The sequence below is a fragment of the Streptomyces sp. NPDC058289 genome, from assembly GCF_042880975.1.
GTDB lineage: Bacteria > Actinomycetota > Actinomycetes > Streptomycetales > Streptomycetaceae > Streptomyces > Streptomyces stoeckheimensis.
Window position 1 is genome coordinate 12,963 of sequence record NZ_JBHVYI010000021.1, and the last position, 14,011, is coordinate 26,973.

16 protein-coding genes and 1 tRNA gene are annotated in these 14,011 nt (G+C 72.0%); 11 read left to right on the forward strand and 6 right to left on the reverse strand.

Features of this window, described 5'->3' with window-relative positions; genetic code table 11:
• Positions 1–50: 50 nt before the first annotated feature.
• Entirely contained in the window at positions 51–284 is a 234-nt protein-coding gene (gene chpH, locus ACFVX6_RS13335) for a chaplin ChpH (RefSeq protein WP_243333973.1), read from the reverse strand.
• A 169-nt stretch (positions 285–453) separates the two neighbouring features.
• Positions 454–1,779, reverse strand: a complete 1,326-nt coding sequence (locus tag ACFVX6_RS13340; protein WP_266910084.1) for a M20/M25/M40 family metallo-hydrolase — start codon at positions 1,777–1,779, stop codon at positions 454–456.
• A 168-nt stretch (positions 1,780–1,947) separates the two neighbouring features.
• Here ACFVX6_RS13340 and ACFVX6_RS13345 point away from each other — a divergent pair.
• A tRNA-Leu gene (locus tag ACFVX6_RS13345) sits at positions 1,948–2,035 on the forward strand.
• 92 nt (positions 2,036–2,127) lie between these two features.
• Positions 2,128–2,487: a zinc ribbon domain-containing protein YjdM gene (locus ACFVX6_RS13350; protein ID WP_389690853.1), complete on the forward strand. Its 360-nt coding sequence runs from the start codon at positions 2,128–2,130 to the stop codon at positions 2,485–2,487.
• 78 nt (positions 2,488–2,565) lie between these two features.
• On the opposite strand, the gene ACFVX6_RS13355 is transcribed toward ACFVX6_RS13350, so the two are convergent.
• Positions 2,566–4,137, reverse strand: coding sequence for an APC family permease (locus tag ACFVX6_RS13355; protein ID WP_389690855.1), 1,572 nt, complete (start codon positions 4,135–4,137; stop codon positions 2,566–2,568).
• A 119-nt stretch (positions 4,138–4,256) separates the two neighbouring features.
• Positions 4,257–5,204 carry a hypothetical protein gene (locus tag ACFVX6_RS13360; RefSeq protein WP_389690857.1) on the reverse strand — a complete coding sequence of 316 codons (948 nt, stop codon included), beginning with the start codon at positions 5,202–5,204 and terminating at the stop codon, positions 4,257–4,259.
• 227 nt (positions 5,205–5,431) lie between these two features.
• Here ACFVX6_RS13360 and ACFVX6_RS13365 point away from each other — a divergent pair, with 227 nt between their 5' ends.
• Positions 5,432–5,968 (forward strand): ASCH domain-containing protein, encoded by a 537-nt coding sequence (locus ACFVX6_RS13365; protein ID WP_389690859.1) that lies wholly within the window; start codon positions 5,432–5,434, stop codon positions 5,966–5,968.
• On the opposite strand, the gene ACFVX6_RS13370 is transcribed toward ACFVX6_RS13365, so the two are convergent.
• A complete protein-coding gene (locus tag ACFVX6_RS13370; RefSeq protein ID WP_389690861.1) occupies positions 5,881–7,536 on the reverse strand; it encodes an FAD-binding dehydrogenase in 1,656 nt (551 codons plus the stop codon). The genes ACFVX6_RS13365 and ACFVX6_RS13370 overlap by 88 nt on opposite strands.
• An 82-nt stretch (positions 7,537–7,618) precedes the next feature.
• Here ACFVX6_RS13370 and ACFVX6_RS13375 point away from each other — a divergent pair, with 82 nt between their 5' ends.
• From ACFVX6_RS13375 to ACFVX6_RS13410, 8 genes are all read left to right on the forward strand, one after another.
• Positions 7,619–8,179: an NUDIX hydrolase gene (locus ACFVX6_RS13375; RefSeq protein ID WP_389690863.1), complete on the forward strand. Its 561-nt coding sequence runs from the start codon at positions 7,619–7,621 to the stop codon at positions 8,177–8,179.
• A 4-nt stretch (positions 8,180–8,183) separates the two neighbouring features.
• Complete coding sequence (locus ACFVX6_RS13380) at positions 8,184–8,582, forward strand: YidH family protein (protein WP_383947544.1); 399 nt, start codon at positions 8,184–8,186, stop codon at positions 8,580–8,582.
• A complete protein-coding gene (locus ACFVX6_RS13385; protein ID WP_389690865.1) occupies positions 8,579–8,920 on the forward strand; it encodes a DUF202 domain-containing protein in 342 nt (113 codons plus the stop codon). Before ACFVX6_RS13380 ends, ACFVX6_RS13385 begins: the two co-directional genes overlap by 4 nt.
• Positions 8,921–9,012: 92 nt before the next feature.
• Entirely contained in the window at positions 9,013–9,315 is a 303-nt protein-coding gene (locus ACFVX6_RS13390; RefSeq protein ID WP_389690867.1) for a hypothetical protein, read from the forward strand.
• A gap of 101 nt (positions 9,316–9,416) precedes the next feature.
• Positions 9,417–10,328 carry an MBL fold metallo-hydrolase gene (locus ACFVX6_RS13395; RefSeq protein ID WP_389690869.1) on the forward strand — a complete coding sequence of 304 codons (912 nt, stop codon included), beginning with the start codon at positions 9,417–9,419 and terminating at the stop codon, positions 10,326–10,328.
• A 162-nt stretch (positions 10,329–10,490) separates the two neighbouring features.
• Positions 10,491–11,567 carry a phosphotransferase family protein gene (locus ACFVX6_RS13400; RefSeq protein WP_389690871.1) on the forward strand — a complete coding sequence of 359 codons (1,077 nt, stop codon included), beginning with the start codon at positions 10,491–10,493 and terminating at the stop codon, positions 11,565–11,567.
• Between the two features lie 10 nt (positions 11,568–11,577).
• Entirely contained in the window at positions 11,578–12,798 is a 1,221-nt protein-coding gene (locus tag ACFVX6_RS13405; protein WP_389690873.1) for an acyl-CoA dehydrogenase family protein, read from the forward strand.
• Positions 12,799–12,914: 116 nt separating this feature from the next.
• A complete protein-coding gene (locus ACFVX6_RS13410; protein WP_389690875.1) occupies positions 12,915–13,550 on the forward strand; it encodes an acetate uptake transporter in 636 nt (211 codons plus the stop codon).
• On the opposite strand, the gene ACFVX6_RS13415 is transcribed toward ACFVX6_RS13410, so the two are convergent.
• Positions 13,547–13,945 (reverse strand): MerR family transcriptional regulator, encoded by a 399-nt coding sequence (locus ACFVX6_RS13415; RefSeq protein WP_389690877.1) that lies wholly within the window; start codon positions 13,943–13,945, stop codon positions 13,547–13,549. The two genes, ACFVX6_RS13410 and ACFVX6_RS13415, sit on opposite strands and share 4 nt — an antisense overlap.
• Between the last annotated feature and the right edge of the window lie 66 nt (positions 13,946–14,011).

Here is a 14,011-nt window from a genome sequence, read left to right on the forward strand (position 1 = left end):
GCAGCCCCGGAGCGCTGGAATGCGCTCCGGGGCCGAGAACTTCAGATACGTCAGGCGTTGACGCAGGTGTTGCCGAAAGCCGGGTTCAGCAGGCCGATCACGGAGATCGTGTTACCGCAGACGTTCACGGGAACGTGGACCGGAACCTGGACGACGTTGCCGGACAGGACACCGGGCGAGCCGATGGCCGCACCCTGAGCACCAGCGTCGGCGACAGCCAGACCCGCACCCGCGAGAACCAGACCACCGGTGACAGCCGCAGCGGCGGCAACCTTCTTGAACATTGTTCCTCCTAGTAGGCAAGCGCGGTCCCAGCCGCGGACCGCACCACCTGTAACGAGGAGGGATCACCGGGGCTACGAGCGTATGAGTGCATTCACTCTTCTCAGTGGTTTCCGCACACCTTCCCGATTCCCGGGCGTTAGCTACGCCCCGCTCGGTCGCCCACGCGCCTCAGGACTCGTCGATGAACCGGTCGAGCACCCGCACGCCGAACTTCAGACCCTCCACCGGCACCCGTTCGTCCACTCCGTGGAACATCCCGGCGAAGTCGAGCTCCGGCGGAAGCTGGAGCGGGGCGAAGCCGAAGCAGCGGATGCCGAGGTCGTCGAAGGACTTGGCGTCCGTACCGCCGGAGAGCATGTACGGGACCGCGCGGGCGATCGGGTCGTGCGCCTTCAGGGCGGTCTGCATGGCGTCCACGAGCTTGCCGTCGAAGGCCGTCTCCAGCGCCTTGTCCGCGTGGACGTCCTCGCGCTTCACGCGCGGCCCGAGGATCCGGTCGAGGTCGGCGAAGAACTCGTCCTCGTAGCCCGGCAGGAAGCGGCCGTCCACGTGGGCGGTGGCCTGGCCGGGGATGACGTTGACCTTGTAGCCGGCGCCGAGCATGGTCGGGGCGGCGGAGTTGCGCAGGGTCGCGCCGACCATCTTGGCGATGCCGCCGAGCTTGGCGAGCGTGGCGTCCATGTCGTCCGGGTCGAGCGGGGTGCCCAGCGCGTCCGAGAGCTCGTCCAGGAAGTGCCGGACGGTCTTGGTGACCCGCACCGGCCAGGTGTGGCGGCCCAGGCGCCCGACGGCCTCGCAGAGCTCGGTGATGGCGTTGTCGTTGTTGGTCATGGACCCGTGCCCGGCGGTGCCCTCCACCGTCAGGCGCATCCAGTGCATGCCCTTCTGGGCGGTCTCCACCAGGTACAGCCGCAGGTTCTCGTTCACGGTGAAGGAGAAGCCGCCGACCTCGCCGATCGCCTCGGTCACCCCTTCGAAGAGGTCGGGGTGCTTGTCGACGAGGTACCGGGCGCCGTACGTGCCGCCCGCCTCCTCGTCGGCGAGGAAGGCCAGCACGATGTCGCGCGGGGGCTTGCGGCCGCTGCGCATGCGGTCGCGTACGACGGCCAGCGTCATCGCGTCCATGTCCTTCATGTCGACCGCGCCGCGGCCCCACACGCAGCCGTCGGCGATCTCGCCCGCGAAGGGGTCGTAGGTCCAGTCGGCGGCGTTGGCCGGGACCACGTCGGTGTGCCCGTGGATCAGCAGCGCCGGCCGCGAGGGGTCCTCGCCCTCGATCCGCGCCACGGTCGAGGCGCGCCCCTTGTGCGATTCGAAGATCTGCGGCTCCAGCCCGACCTCGGCGAGCTGCTCGGCGACCCACTCGGCCGCCTTGCGCTCGCCGGGCCCCGAGTGGTCCCCGTAGTTGCTGGTGTCGATCCGGATGAGGTCCCGGCAGAGGTCGACGACCTCGTCCTCGCCGGAGACGGTCCTGCCCGCGCCCGATTCGCTCACGCTGCTTCCTCCCACTGATCAGTACCGAACTGACTCCATCCTCGCGCCCCGGGCCGCTTCCCCCAAGGGCGATCCCCGGCCGCCGGGGGGTGTGATCGAGGACCCCGGAATGTTTGGTAATGTTTTCCACGTCGGAACGGCCCGCGAGGGACGCGAGACAGACACCTTGTCCGGGTGGCGGAATGGCAGACGCGCTAGCTTGAGGTGCTAGTGCCCTTTATCGGGCGTGGGGGTTCAAGTCCCCCCTCGGACACCAAGCGAAAACCCCACTTCACGTGGGGTTTTCTGCGTTGGGCGACAACTTCGACACAGAGAGTCCCGGTGGGTGGTTCGGGATATTCTGTCCGGGTGAACGAGAATCTTCCCCCTTGCCCGAAATGTTCCTGTGAGTACACCTACGAGATGAACGCGCTCGTGGTGTGCCCCGAGTGCGGTCACGAGTGGGTGCCCGCCGAGAGCGGTGCCGAGGGCGGCGGGGACGTCGGTGAGTCGGTCGTGAAGGACGCCGTCGGGAACGTGCTGTCCGACGGCGACACCGTGACCGTCGTCAAGGCGCTCAAGGTCAAGGGCAGCCCCTCGGGGATCAAGGCCGGTACCAAGGTGCGCAACATCCGGCTCATCGACGGGGTCGACGGGCACGACATCGACTGCAAGATCGACGGCTTCGGGGCCATGCAGTTGAAGTCCAGCGTGGTCAAGAAGGCCTGAGCCGCGCTCCGTGTACGAAGAGGAAGAGGGGCCCCTCCGTGGCGGGGCCCCTCTTCCTCTTCGTGCGTCCGGTACGGGTCAGCCGCGCGGGGCCGGGATCGCGGCCTCGGCCGACTCCGCGGCCTGGTCGAGGCGGAAGGCCTCGTTGCCCAGGCCGATGCGGGCGTGCACCGCGGGGCGGCCGGAGCGCAGGAAGAGGCCGTACGCCAGGCCCACGAGGGCTGCGGCGGCGATGATGCCGGGCAGGGCCCAGCTCAGCGCGGAGCCCTCCTGGGCGCCGACCAGGACGCCGAAGTCCTTGACCGTGTAGACGGCGATGGCGAGCAGCGCGAGGCCGGCGAGGCCCGCCGCGCCGAGCCGCCAGAGCTGGGCGCCGGCGGTGCCGCGGCGGACGAAGAAGGCGATGACCGCGAAGGAGGCGGTGGCCATCAGGAGGGTCACGCCGAGGGCTCCGACGCTGCCCATCCAGGTGAACAGGTGCAGGACGGGCACGGTGGGGTCGCCGGCCGGCGTGTCGTCGGTGAACGCGAAGGCCAGGACGACCACGACGGAGATCACGGTCTGCAGGAGCGAGCCGGTGGCGGGGGCGCCGGTGCCCGCGTTGGTGCGGCCGAAGGCCGCCGGGAGCAGGCCCTCGCGGCCCATGGCGAAGGCGTAGCGGGCGACGACGTTGTGGAAGCTGAGCATGGCCGCGAACATGCCGGTCACGAACAGGACGTGCAGGACGTCGGTGAAGGTGGCGCCCAGGCGGCTCTCGGTGAGCTGGAAGAGCAGGCCGGGGCCGGCCTCGGCGGAGGCCTTGACCACCTCGCCGGGGCCGGTGGCGACGGAGAGGGCCCAGGCGCTGAGGGCGAAGAAGAGGGCGACGAAGCCGACGGCGAGGAACATCACCCGGGAGACGACGATGTGCGGCTTGCTGGTCTCCTCGGCGTAGACCGGGGACTGCTCGAAGCCGACGAAGGCGGCGATGCAGAAGCACAGGGCGGTGCCGAGGCCCGCGCCGGTGAGGGTCTCGGGGTTGAAGGCGTGCAGCGAGAGGCCTTCGGGGCCGGGCTTGCCGATGGCGGCGACGTCGAAGACGACGACGAGGAGCACCTCGATGAGCAGGAGGACGCCGAGGACCTTGGCGTTGAGGTCGATCTTCAGCCAGCCGAGCGCGCCGGTGAGGGCGACGGCGGCCAGGGCCGGTATCCACCAGGCGAGTTCGGTGTCGAGGTAGGTGGCGAAGAGGCCGGAGATCTCGAAGCCGAGGATGCCGTAGACGCCGACCTGCATGGCGCTGTAGGCGACGAGGGCGACGAACGAGGCGCCGGCGCCGGCGGTGGGGCCGAGTCCGCGCGCGATGTAGGCGTAGAAGGCGCCGGCGTTGTGGACGTGCCGGCTCATCTCGGCGTATCCGACGCTGAAGAGGGCGAGGACGGCGCCGAGGATCACGAACAGCAGGGGCTGTCCGACGATGCCCATGACCCCGAAGGTGGTGGGCATGACGCCCGCGACGACCATCAGGGGCGCGCTCGCGGCGAGCACGGAGAGCAGCAGGCCCGCGGTGCCGAGGCGGTCGGCGCGCAGGGCGCGGTCCTGGCCCTTGTACGTACGGATCTCGGCCTGGCCGGCCGGGTCGCTGAGCGTGGTGGATCTGCCCGTCGGCATGGCGGGTGTCCTTTCAGGTGGGGACTGAGCGGCACTTGCTGAGCGGTACGTGCTGCGTGGTGCTGGCTGAGCGGTACTGACGGGGCGCTTCGTGCTGAGCGGTACCGGCCGGGCTGAGGTCAGGCGGTGCCGAGCGCGGCGCTGCGTGCGGCGAGGAAGGCCTTGTGCGGGTCGCGGTCCGGGTAGGACCAGGGGGCCTGGGTGGCGTGGCTGCCGATGCGCTGGAAGAGCGCGGCGGCCTCGGCGGGGCGGCCCTCGCAGAGCTTGGCGTGGGCGAGGAAGTTGAGGTCCACGCGGTTGCGGGGGTGGTCCTCGCGCTCCCACTCCAGCCACCAGTCGAAGGCGGAGCGCAGCACCTGGCGGGCGCGGCGGCCGGACCAGTGCTCGGCTCCGGCGTCGGGGCCGTGGCCCTGCCCGGCGGCGAGGACGCGGTAGCGCTCGGCGTGGGCGATGACGGGGAGGACGGCGAGCGGGGAGTCGGCCGGGGACTCCTCGGCGGCCCAGGCGGCGAAGTCGTAGACCTCGTGGAGCGGGTCGCTGCCGGCGGCGGGGGCCCGTTCGGCCAGCCGGGAGACCATCAGGTGGTGGGCGTGGTGGTGTTCGCGGTGGCGGGCCCGGACCTGGTCGAAGTGGCGGCTGAACTCCTCTTCGGTGCCGAAGGCGCGGGTGAGCAGCAGCAGGCCGAGCCAGGGGGTGGGGTCGGTCGGGAGCAGGGCCGCGGCGCGGCGGCAGGCCTCCTCGGCGGCCTCGGGGGTGCCCTTGCGGCGCAGGGCGCCGAAGACGGCCGCGCAGGCGAGGAGGGTGACGGCGTCGGCGCTCTCCGGTTCGGCGAGGAGCCATTCGCGCGCCCACGCGGTGGCGGCCGGGGTTTCGGCGAGGACCACGAGACGGTGCCCCCGGCGGTCCCAGTCGTCCCCCGTGGCGACGAGGAGGGAGCGGGCCTTGGCCCAGCGGCCCTGGGTGAACTGCGCGCGCACGTCGACGAGTTCCGTGTCGCAGAGGGCGGGGTCGAAGAGCTGGGCGTCCCGCTTGCGGGCGCGGCCGAGGGGCGGCGGAGGGGGCGACATCCGCGGGTTTCCCTCCAGGACGCGGGCGGTTGGGCGGTGTGGCTGGATGATCACGCACAGCAAAGCGGTACGCGCAGCTCCGCGTCAAGGTCCAGTCCACCGGGTGGCTCGTTTCAACTGGTCTTTCGAGCGTACGAGTTGGCGCGCTTGTTCCGGTTCGCGGCATGTTTCCGGCAGGATGCGTCCGGTTCGGACCGGGTCGCCCGCAGGATCGTGGGCCGGGGTCCATGGCGGCCTGCGCAGACCTCCCGCCCGTCGAGTTCGCCCTCCCCGGTCCGCTGCGCGACCAGCTGGTGGCGGCCGTCCTGAGCGGCGCCGAGACCACGACCACGGGCGTCCTGGCCGATTTCGAGGCGGCTGGGGACCCGCTGCCCGTGGCGGGCGGGCGGATGGTGATCGCGGACTCCGCCGGGTGTCCGGCGGGTGTCCTGGAGGTGACGGACGTACGGGTCCTGCGGCCGGCGGACGTGGACCTCCGGCACGCGCTGGACGAGGGCGAGGGTTTCGCGTCAGTGGCCGAATGGCGCTCGGGCCACGAGGAGTTCTGGCACGGACCGCAGATGCGGGAGGCCGGCGGCGACCCGCACTTCACGGTCGACGACGACACCCCGGTCGTGGCGGAGCGGTTCCGCCCGGTGACCCGCCCGCCCCTGCCCCAGAGGGGCAGCGACAGCGCTCAGGAGACGGCCTCGGCCGCCGCCCGGCCGGCCGCGCGGCCCGAGAAGATGCAGCCGCCGAGGAAGGTGCCTTCCAGGGCCCGGTAGCCGTGGACGCCGCCGCCGCCGAAGCCGGCGGCCTCGCCCGCCGCGTAGAGGCCCGGGAGGGGTTCTCCCGTGGCGGTCAGGACGCGGGAGGAGAGGTCGGTCTCCAGGCCGCCGAGGGACTTGCGGGTCAGGATCGAGAGCCTGACGGCGATCAGCGGGCCGGCCGCGGGGTCCAGGATCCGGTGCGGGGCGGCGGTGCGGATCAGTTTGTCGCCGAGGTACTTGCGGGCGCCGTGGATCGCCGTGACCTGGAGGTCCTTGGTGAAGGGGTTGGCGATCTCCCGGTCGCGGGAAACGATTTCGCGCCGGACCGTCTCTTCGTCGAGGAGTCCGTCCTTGGTGATCGCGTTCATGCCGCGCACCAGCGCGGAGAGGTCCTTCTCGACCACGAAGTCGGCGCCGTTGTCCATGAAGGCCTGCACCGGTCCGGGGACGGCCTGGCGCGCCCGGTCGATGACCCCGCGGACCGACTTGCCCGTCAGGTCCGGGTTCTGTTCGGACCCGGAGAGTCCGAACTCCTTGCCGATGATGCGCTGGTTGAGGACGAACCACGTGTGGTCGTGCCCGGTCTTCATGATGTGGTCGAGCGTGCCGAGGGTGTCGAAGCCCGGGAACAGCGGTACGGGCAGCCGCTTGCCGGTGGCGTCCAGCCAGAGCGAGGACGGGCCGGGCAGGATGCGGATGCCGTGCTGGGCCCAGATCGGGTTCCAGTTCTCGATGCCCTCGGTGTAGTGCCACATCCGGTCCTTGTTGATGTGGCTGGCGCCCGCCCCTTCCGCGATGCCGAGCATCAGGCCGTCCACGTGGGCCGGGACCCCGGAGAGCATCCGCGCGGGCGGGGTGCCGAGGCGGGCGGGCCACTGGGCCCGCACGAGGTCGTGGTTGCCGCCGATGCCGCCGGTGGTCACGATCACGGCCTGGGCGCGCAGGGAGAACTCCCCGGTGGCCTCGCGGCCGCTCGCGGTGCCGCGTACGGCGTCGGAGGGGGCCAGGACCTCGCCGGTCACGGTGTCCAGGGTGCCCGCCGTACGGGAGAGCCCGGTGACCCGGTGGCGGAACTTCAGCTGGACCAGCCCGCGGGCCACCCCGGCCCGTACGCGGCGCTCGAAGGGCTCCACGAGGCCGGGGCCGGTGCCCCAGGTGATGTGGAAGCGGGGGACGGAGTTGCCGTGGCCGTTCGCGTCGTAGCCGCCGCGCTCCGCCCAGCCGACGACGGGGAAGAAGCGGACGCCCTGGGCGTGCAGCCAGGGGCGCTTCTCGCCGGCCGCGAAGTCCACGTAGGCCTCGGCCCAGCGGCGGGGCCAGGCGTCCTCCTCGCGGTCGAAGCCGGCGGTGCCGGACCAGTCCTGGAGGGCCAGCTCGCGGGTGTCCTTGATCCGCATGCGGCGCTGTTCGGGCGAGTCGACGAAGAACAGGCCGCCGAAGGACCAGTGGGCCTGACCGCCGATGGACTGTTCGGGCTCCTGGTCGAGCAGGATGACCTTGCGGCCGGCGTCGACGAGCTCGGCGGTGGCCACGAGGCCCGCGAGCCCGGCCCCGATCACGATCACGTCTGCGTCGTACGTCATGTGGAACCCGTCCTCCGTCGATGGTGGGGCGATCCTTTGCTACGGAGCGGTAACCAGTCAACAGGAGCGGAGAGATCACGGCATGAGCGCGGCCGACGAGGTACTGGACGTGGTGGACCGCGAGGACCGGGTGACGGGGCGCGCTCCGCGGGGCGAGGTGTACGCGGCCGGCCTGATCCACCGCTGTGTCTTCGTGCTCGCCCGGGACGGGCAGGGGCGGATCTTCACGCACCGGCGGACGGATTCGAAGCTGGTCTTCCCCTCGTTCTACGACATGTTCGTGGGCGGGGTGGTCGGCGCCGGCGAGAGCTACGCGGATGCGGCCCTGCGGGAGGCCGAGGAGGAGCTGGGGGTGACCGGGCTGGGACAGCCCGAGCCGCTGTTCAAGTTTTTGTACGAGGGGCCGGCCCTGTACGAGGGCCCGGGCGGTGCCTGGTGGAGCTACGTGCACGAGGTCCGCTGCGAGCTGCCGGTCCGGCCGCAGGCCTCGGAGGTGGCCTGGCACGCGTGGCTGCCCGAGGAGGAGGTGGCGCGGCGGGTCGCGGACGGCTCCTGGCCGTGGGTGCCGGACGGGCTGGAGGCGTACCGCAGGCTGCTGGAGTTCCGCTCGGAGCGCAGGTGGACCGGGGCGCCAGTAGATTGACCTGGTGATCGACTTCGTCAAGGACGTGCGGCTGTGGTTCGCGCCGGCTCGGGTGAGGGACGAGGGCGAGACCCCCGACTACCGCTTCTCGCTGGCCAACGAACGGACCTTCCTGGCCTGGATCAGGACCGCCCTGGCCCTGATCGGCGGCGGGTTCGCCGTGGACCAGTTCCTGCCCGACCTGCGGTGGGCGGTGCGCGTGGCGATGGCCTTCGCGTTGCTCGCGGTGGGCGCGGCCTGCGCCCTGCGCGCGGTGAACCACTGGGTGCGGTGCGAGCGGGCCATGCGGCGCGGCGAGGACCTGCCGATGTCCCGGTTCCCGGTGGTGCTGAGCCTGGGGGTCGGGCTGGTCGCGGTGGCGATGGTGGTGGTCGTGCTGCTCGGCTGGACGAAGGGGCGGTGAGCGCCTCGGCCGACGCCGCCGACCGCGAGGGCCCCGGCGGCCGTGACGCGGGGCTGCAGCCCGAGCGGACCCGGCTCGCGTGGCGGCGTACGACCCTGTCCTGCGCGGTGGTGGCCGTACTGGCGCTGCGCCAGGCCCTGCACGGGTCCGGCTCCCTTGTGGCGGTCGCCGGGTGCGCGGTGATCGCGCTGCTCTGGCTGGCCTTCATGGGGGTGGCGCACCGGCGGGTGCGGGAGCTGGCGGCGGCGCGGCCGGCCGGGCTCGCGATGGGTGCGGCGCTGGCCGCGACGGCGTGCACGGTGGGCCTGGCCGTGTTCGCGATGGCGCTCATCGTGTGAGCCGACGAACCGATGGTCCGCCTTGTGACGCCACTCCGTCGCGTGGCGGACACAAGGGGCGAACCCGGTTTTTCCGCACTAGCGTCGGCGTCATGACGACTCTGCACCAGGAACACCCCGCGCAGGAGCACGCCCACGCCCACGGGCCCGACTGCGGCCACCAGGCGGTCGAGCACGGCGACCACGTCGACTACGCGCACGACGGCCATCTGCACCGCGAGCACTCCGGACACTGGGACGAATGCGAGCCCGCCGGGCACGCCCCGCACAGCGCGCACGAGCACGCCCACGGCTCGGACTGCGGTCACGACTCGGTGCGGCACGGGGACCACGTCGACTACCTGCACGACGGACACCGGCACGCGGAGCACGACGGACACTACGACGACCACTGACGACCACTGACGGACGCTGACGTCCGAACTCCCCCTCCCCCCGGGCCGCCGTGACTGGCAGGATGCCGAAGACCCGTCACAGCGACCCGGGGAGAGCGCCGATGCGCGCCGAAGAGCCGTACGTCGTCCAGCCCGCGCCGGGGGTCTACGCCTACGTGCAGCCGGACGGCGGCTGGTGCCTCAACAACGCCGGCTTCGTGACCGGCGGCGGCCGGACGCTGCTCGTCGACACGGCGGCCACCGAGCGCCGGGCGCTGGCCCTGCGCGCGGCGGTGCTGGCCGCGGGGGCGCCGCTCCCCCGCACGGTGGTCAACACCCACCACCACGGCGACCACACCTACGGCAACGGCGTGTTCGCGCCGGAGGCGCTGGTCCTGGGGCACGAGAACGCGCGTTCCGAGCAGCTCGCCGCCGGGCGTCAGCTGGAGCTGATCTGGCCGGCGACCGACTTCGGCGCGCTGGACATCACCGCGCCCGATCTGACGTACGGCGACCGGATGACCCTGCACGTCGGTGAGACCGAGGTGCGGGTCCTCCACCCGGGCGTCGCGCACACCACGGGCGATTCCATCGTGTGGCTGCCCGAGCAGCGGATCGTCTTCACCGGTGACCTGGTCTTCGCGGAGGGCACGCCGTTCCTGGCGATGGGCTCGCTGGCCGGTTCGCTGCGGGCGCTGGAGCTGCTGCGCTCACTGGGTGCGGAGACGGTCGTACCGGGCCACGGTCCGCTGACGGATCCCGGCGCGTACGAGGCCACCGAGCGCTATCTGCGGTACGTGGCCGAGCTGGCCCAGGAGGGCCGCGCGAAGGGGCTGACCCCGCTGGAGGCGGCTCGGGAGGCCGACCTCGGGGAGTTCGCCGGCTGGAGGGAGAGCGAGCGGCTGGTGGCCAACCTGCACCGGGCGTACGCGGAACTGGCCGGGGAGCCCGAGGGGGTGCCGCTGGACATCCTGGCGGTGCTGCGGGACATGACGGTGATGAACGGCGGGACGCCGATCCTCTGCCACGCCTGACCGGACGGGTTGGAGGGGCCTGGTCGGAGGGGCCGGGGGAGAACGGGCCGGAGGGGACGGCCGGAGGTCGCTTCGGCTCGGGCACTGGACGGCATACCGACTGGTCGGCATCATGGGTCGCGATCGTTCCGTCGTCGTCAACCCCCTACGGAGGCGCGCACCATGACCTCAGCCCCCGGCCCGACACCCTCCCCCGACCCCTCCGCGGCCCCCTCCGGCCCCCGGGGCCTCGATCTGGAACGGCTGCGCGGTCATCTCGACCGGGCGCTGCCGGGCCTCGCGGCCGGGCCGCTGACCGGCCGGCTGATCGAAGGCGGCCGCTCGAACCTCACGTACGAGGTGGGTGACGGGAGCTCCCGGTGGGTGGTGCGCCGGCCGCCGCTGGGGCACGTACTGGCCACCGCGCACGACATGCGGCGCGAGCACCGGGTCATCGCGGCGCTGCACGGCACCGCGGTGCCGGTGCCCGAGCCACTGCTGCTGTGCGAGGACGAGGCCGTGCTGGGCGCGCCGTTCTACGTGATGGAGTACGTGGACGGGGTGCCGTTCCGGACCGCCGCCCAGCTCTCCGCACTCGGCCCCGAGCGGACCCGGCGGGCGGTGCTGGGCCTGGTGGACACCCTGGTCGACCTGCACGCCGTGGACCCGGAGGCGGTGGGCCTGGGCGATTTCGGGCGGCCCGAGGGCTTCCTGGACCGGCAGCTGCGCCGCTGGGGCAAGCAGCTCGCGGCCTCCCGGGGGCGGGAGCTCGCCGGCATCGACGAACTGCACGGCTCACTCGGGCGGGCCCTGCCCGACTCCCCCGCGCCCACGGTGGTGCACGGGGACTTCCGGCTCGACAACGTGCTGATCGGCGGCTCCGACGACCGGATCCGGGCGGTGCTGGACTGGGAGATGTCCACGCTCGGCGATCCGCTGACGGACCTCGGGCTGCTGGTGATGTACAGCTCCGACCTGGGGCTGACCGACTCCCCGGTCAGCACGACCAGCGCGGCCCCCGGCCATCCGACGCCCGCCGAACTGATCGAGCGGTACGCGGCCCGCTCGGGCCGGGACACCTCGCAGGTCGCCTGGTACACGGCCTTCGCCTGGTTCAAGCTCGCGGTGATCCTCGAAGGCATCCACTACCGCTTCACGCTCGGGCAGACCGTCGGCTCGGGCTTCGACCGGATCGGCGAGCTGGTCCCGGTCTTCATCGAGCACGGTCTGACCACACTCCGGCAACCGCACGAAGGCTGAGGAAACCCCGATGGACTTCGCATTCGACGCCCGCACCGAGGAACTCCGCGGACGGCTCCTCTCGTTCATGGACGAGTACGTCTACCCGGCGGAAGCCGTCGCCGCCGAGCAGCGCGCGCGGCTGGCCTCACCCTGGGACACCCCGGCCGTGTTCGGTGAACTGAAGGCCGAGGCGCGCCGCCAGGGACTCTGGAACCTCTTCTTGCCCGATGCCGAGTACGGCGCCGGGCTGACCAACCTGCAGTACGCCCCGCTCGCCGAGATCACCGGCCGCAGCCCGCACCTGGCGCCGACCGCGACGAACTGCGCGGCTCCGGACACCGGGAACATGGAGCTGCTCTCGCAGTTCGGGAACGAGGAGCAGAAGAAGCAGTGGCTGGAGCCGCTGCTGGCCGGGGAGATCCGGTCCGCGTTCGCGATGACCGAGCCGGAGGTGGCCTCCTCGGACGCCACGAACATCGAGACGCGGATCGAGCGTTCCGCGAGCGGCGACGAGTACGTGATCACGGGCCGCAAGTGGTTCATCTCCGGGGCCATGAACCCGGACTGCAAGATCTTCATCGTCATGGGCAAGACCGACCCCGGGGGCGCCGACCCGCGCCGCCAGCAGTCCATGATCCTGGTCCCCCGGGACACTCCGGGGGTCGAGATCCGGCGGGCGATGACCGTGTACGGGTACGAGGACCACGACCACGGCGGCCACGCCGAGGTGGTCTTCGACGGGGCCCGGGTCCCGGCGGAGAACCTGATCGGCGAGGAGGGCGGCGGCTTCGCCATCGCCCAGGCCCGCCTCGGGCCGGGCCGGATCCACCACTGCATGCGGCTCATCGGCATGGCGGAGCGGGCCATCGAGCTGATGTGCCGGCGCGCGGTGGGACGTACCGCCTTCGGCAAGGAGCTGGCCGCGCAGGGCGTCGTACAGAACTGGATCGCGGACGCCCGGGTCACCGTGGAGCAGCTGCGGCTGCTGGTGCTGAAGACGGCCTGGCTGATGGACACGGCCGGGAACCGGGGCGCGCACACCGAGATCCAGGCCATCAAGATCGCGACCCCGCGGGCGGTGGTGCGGATCCTGGACGACGCGGTGCAGCTGCACGGTGCGGGCGGGGTGAGCCAGGACTTCCCGCTGGCCGAGCTGTGGGCGGCGGCGCGGACGCTGCGGCTGGCGGACGGGCCGGACGAGGTGCACCAGCGCTCGCTGGCGCACCGGGAGCTGAAGCGGTACCGGTAGCCTCCGGCCGGCTTGGCGGAGGGACTTCGGTCCCGCGGGAGTGGACCTTTAATGGTCCAGACCACCAGGGAAGTCCGATATATTCGGTATTTCCCCCACCGAAAGTGCCCTTCGCCATGCCCAGCTCCACCCTGGCCCCCGCCGCCGCGCCGCACGCCACGGCCTCCCCCGTCGCAGCGCCCGCGGCTCCGGCGATCAAGGTCGCCAACCCCGGCCCGCTCGGCCTGGCGGCGTTCGCCCTCACCAGCTTCGTGCTCAGCCTCTTCAACTCGGGGCTGATCTCGAACGCCGCGCTCAGCGCCGTCGTCCTGCCGCTGGCGCTGTTCTACGGCGGTCTCGCGCAGTTCGTCGCGGGCGTGCTGGAGTTCCGCCGCGGCAACACCTTCGGGACCACGGCGTTCGTCTCGTACGGCGCGTTCTGGATGTCCTTCGCCGGCTACGTGAAGTTCGTCGTCCCGACGCTGCCGGCCGACCAGGCGCACGTGGCGACCGGCTGGTTCCTCGTGGCCTGGTTCATCTTCACCGCGTACATGTCGATCGCCGCCATGAAGCTGGACGTCGCGCACCGCGTGCTGTTCGTCTCGCTGGCGCTGACCTTCCTGTTCCTCGCCCTCGGCGACCTGGCGCAGAGCACGGCGCTGGGCCACACCGGCGGCTTCCTCGGCCTCTTCACCGCGGGCGTCGCCTGGTACATCTCCTTCGCCGTGGTCGCCAAGGAGACCTGGGGCCGCGAGGTCGCACCGCTCGGCTAGGACGTCTCCACGGCCGGCGGCTCGGGGGCGGTCACGGTCCGGCCCGCCGCCGCGCCGATGACCTCGTCCAGCACCTCACGGGACCGGAGCAGATCGGCGATCAGCCGGTCGATCCGGTCCCGTTCCGTCGTCAGCTCGGCGACGAGCGCGGGCGTGGCCCGTACGTTCGGCCCGCCGTCCGCATCGCGCATGCAGGGCAGGATCTGCCCGATCTTCGCGCTGTGCAGTCCGGCCGCGTAGAGCTCCTGGATCCGGATGACCCGGTCCACCGCCCGTTCCGTGTAGTCGCGGTGGCCGCCGGGCGTCCGGTCGCAGACCAGCAGCCCCTGCTCCTCGTAGTAGCGCAGCGAACGCTCGCTGACCCCGGTGCGCGCCGCCAGTTCGCCGATCCGCATGCCGTGCCCCCGTCGTCTCCGTCGTCTCCGTCGTCTCCGTCGTCTCCGGACTTGAATCTGACATCA

Coding starts and splice junctions, on each gene's coding strand:
- chpH (WP_243333973.1), bottom strand. CDS start 284: ATGTTCAAGAAGGTTGCCGCCGCTGCGGCTGTCACCGGTGGTCTGGTT.
- ACFVX6_RS13355 (WP_389690855.1), bottom strand. CDS start 4,137: ATGCCGACGGGCAGATCCACCACGCTCAGCGACCCGGCCGGCCAGGCC.
- ACFVX6_RS13360 (WP_389690857.1), bottom strand. CDS start 5,204: ATGTCGCCCCCTCCGCCGCCCCTCGGCCGCGCCCGCAAGCGGGACGCC.
- ACFVX6_RS13365 (WP_389690859.1), top strand. CDS start 5,432: ATGGCGGCCTGCGCAGACCTCCCGCCCGTCGAGTTCGCCCTCCCCGGT.
- ACFVX6_RS13370 (WP_389690861.1), bottom strand. CDS start 7,536: ATGACGTACGACGCAGACGTGATCGTGATCGGGGCCGGGCTCGCGGGC.
- ACFVX6_RS13375 (WP_389690863.1), top strand. CDS start 7,619: ATGAGCGCGGCCGACGAGGTACTGGACGTGGTGGACCGCGAGGACCGG.
- ACFVX6_RS13390 (WP_389690867.1), top strand. CDS start 9,013: ATGACGACTCTGCACCAGGAACACCCCGCGCAGGAGCACGCCCACGCC.
- ACFVX6_RS13395 (WP_389690869.1), top strand. CDS start 9,417: ATGCGCGCCGAAGAGCCGTACGTCGTCCAGCCCGCGCCGGGGGTCTAC.
- ACFVX6_RS13400 (WP_389690871.1), top strand. CDS start 10,491: ATGACCTCAGCCCCCGGCCCGACACCCTCCCCCGACCCCTCCGCGGCC.
- ACFVX6_RS13405 (WP_389690873.1), top strand. CDS start 11,578: ATGGACTTCGCATTCGACGCCCGCACCGAGGAACTCCGCGGACGGCTC.
- ACFVX6_RS13410 (WP_389690875.1), top strand. CDS start 12,915: ATGCCCAGCTCCACCCTGGCCCCCGCCGCCGCGCCGCACGCCACGGCC.
- ACFVX6_RS13415 (WP_389690877.1), bottom strand. CDS start 13,945: ATGCGGATCGGCGAACTGGCGGCGCGCACCGGGGTCAGCGAGCGTTCG.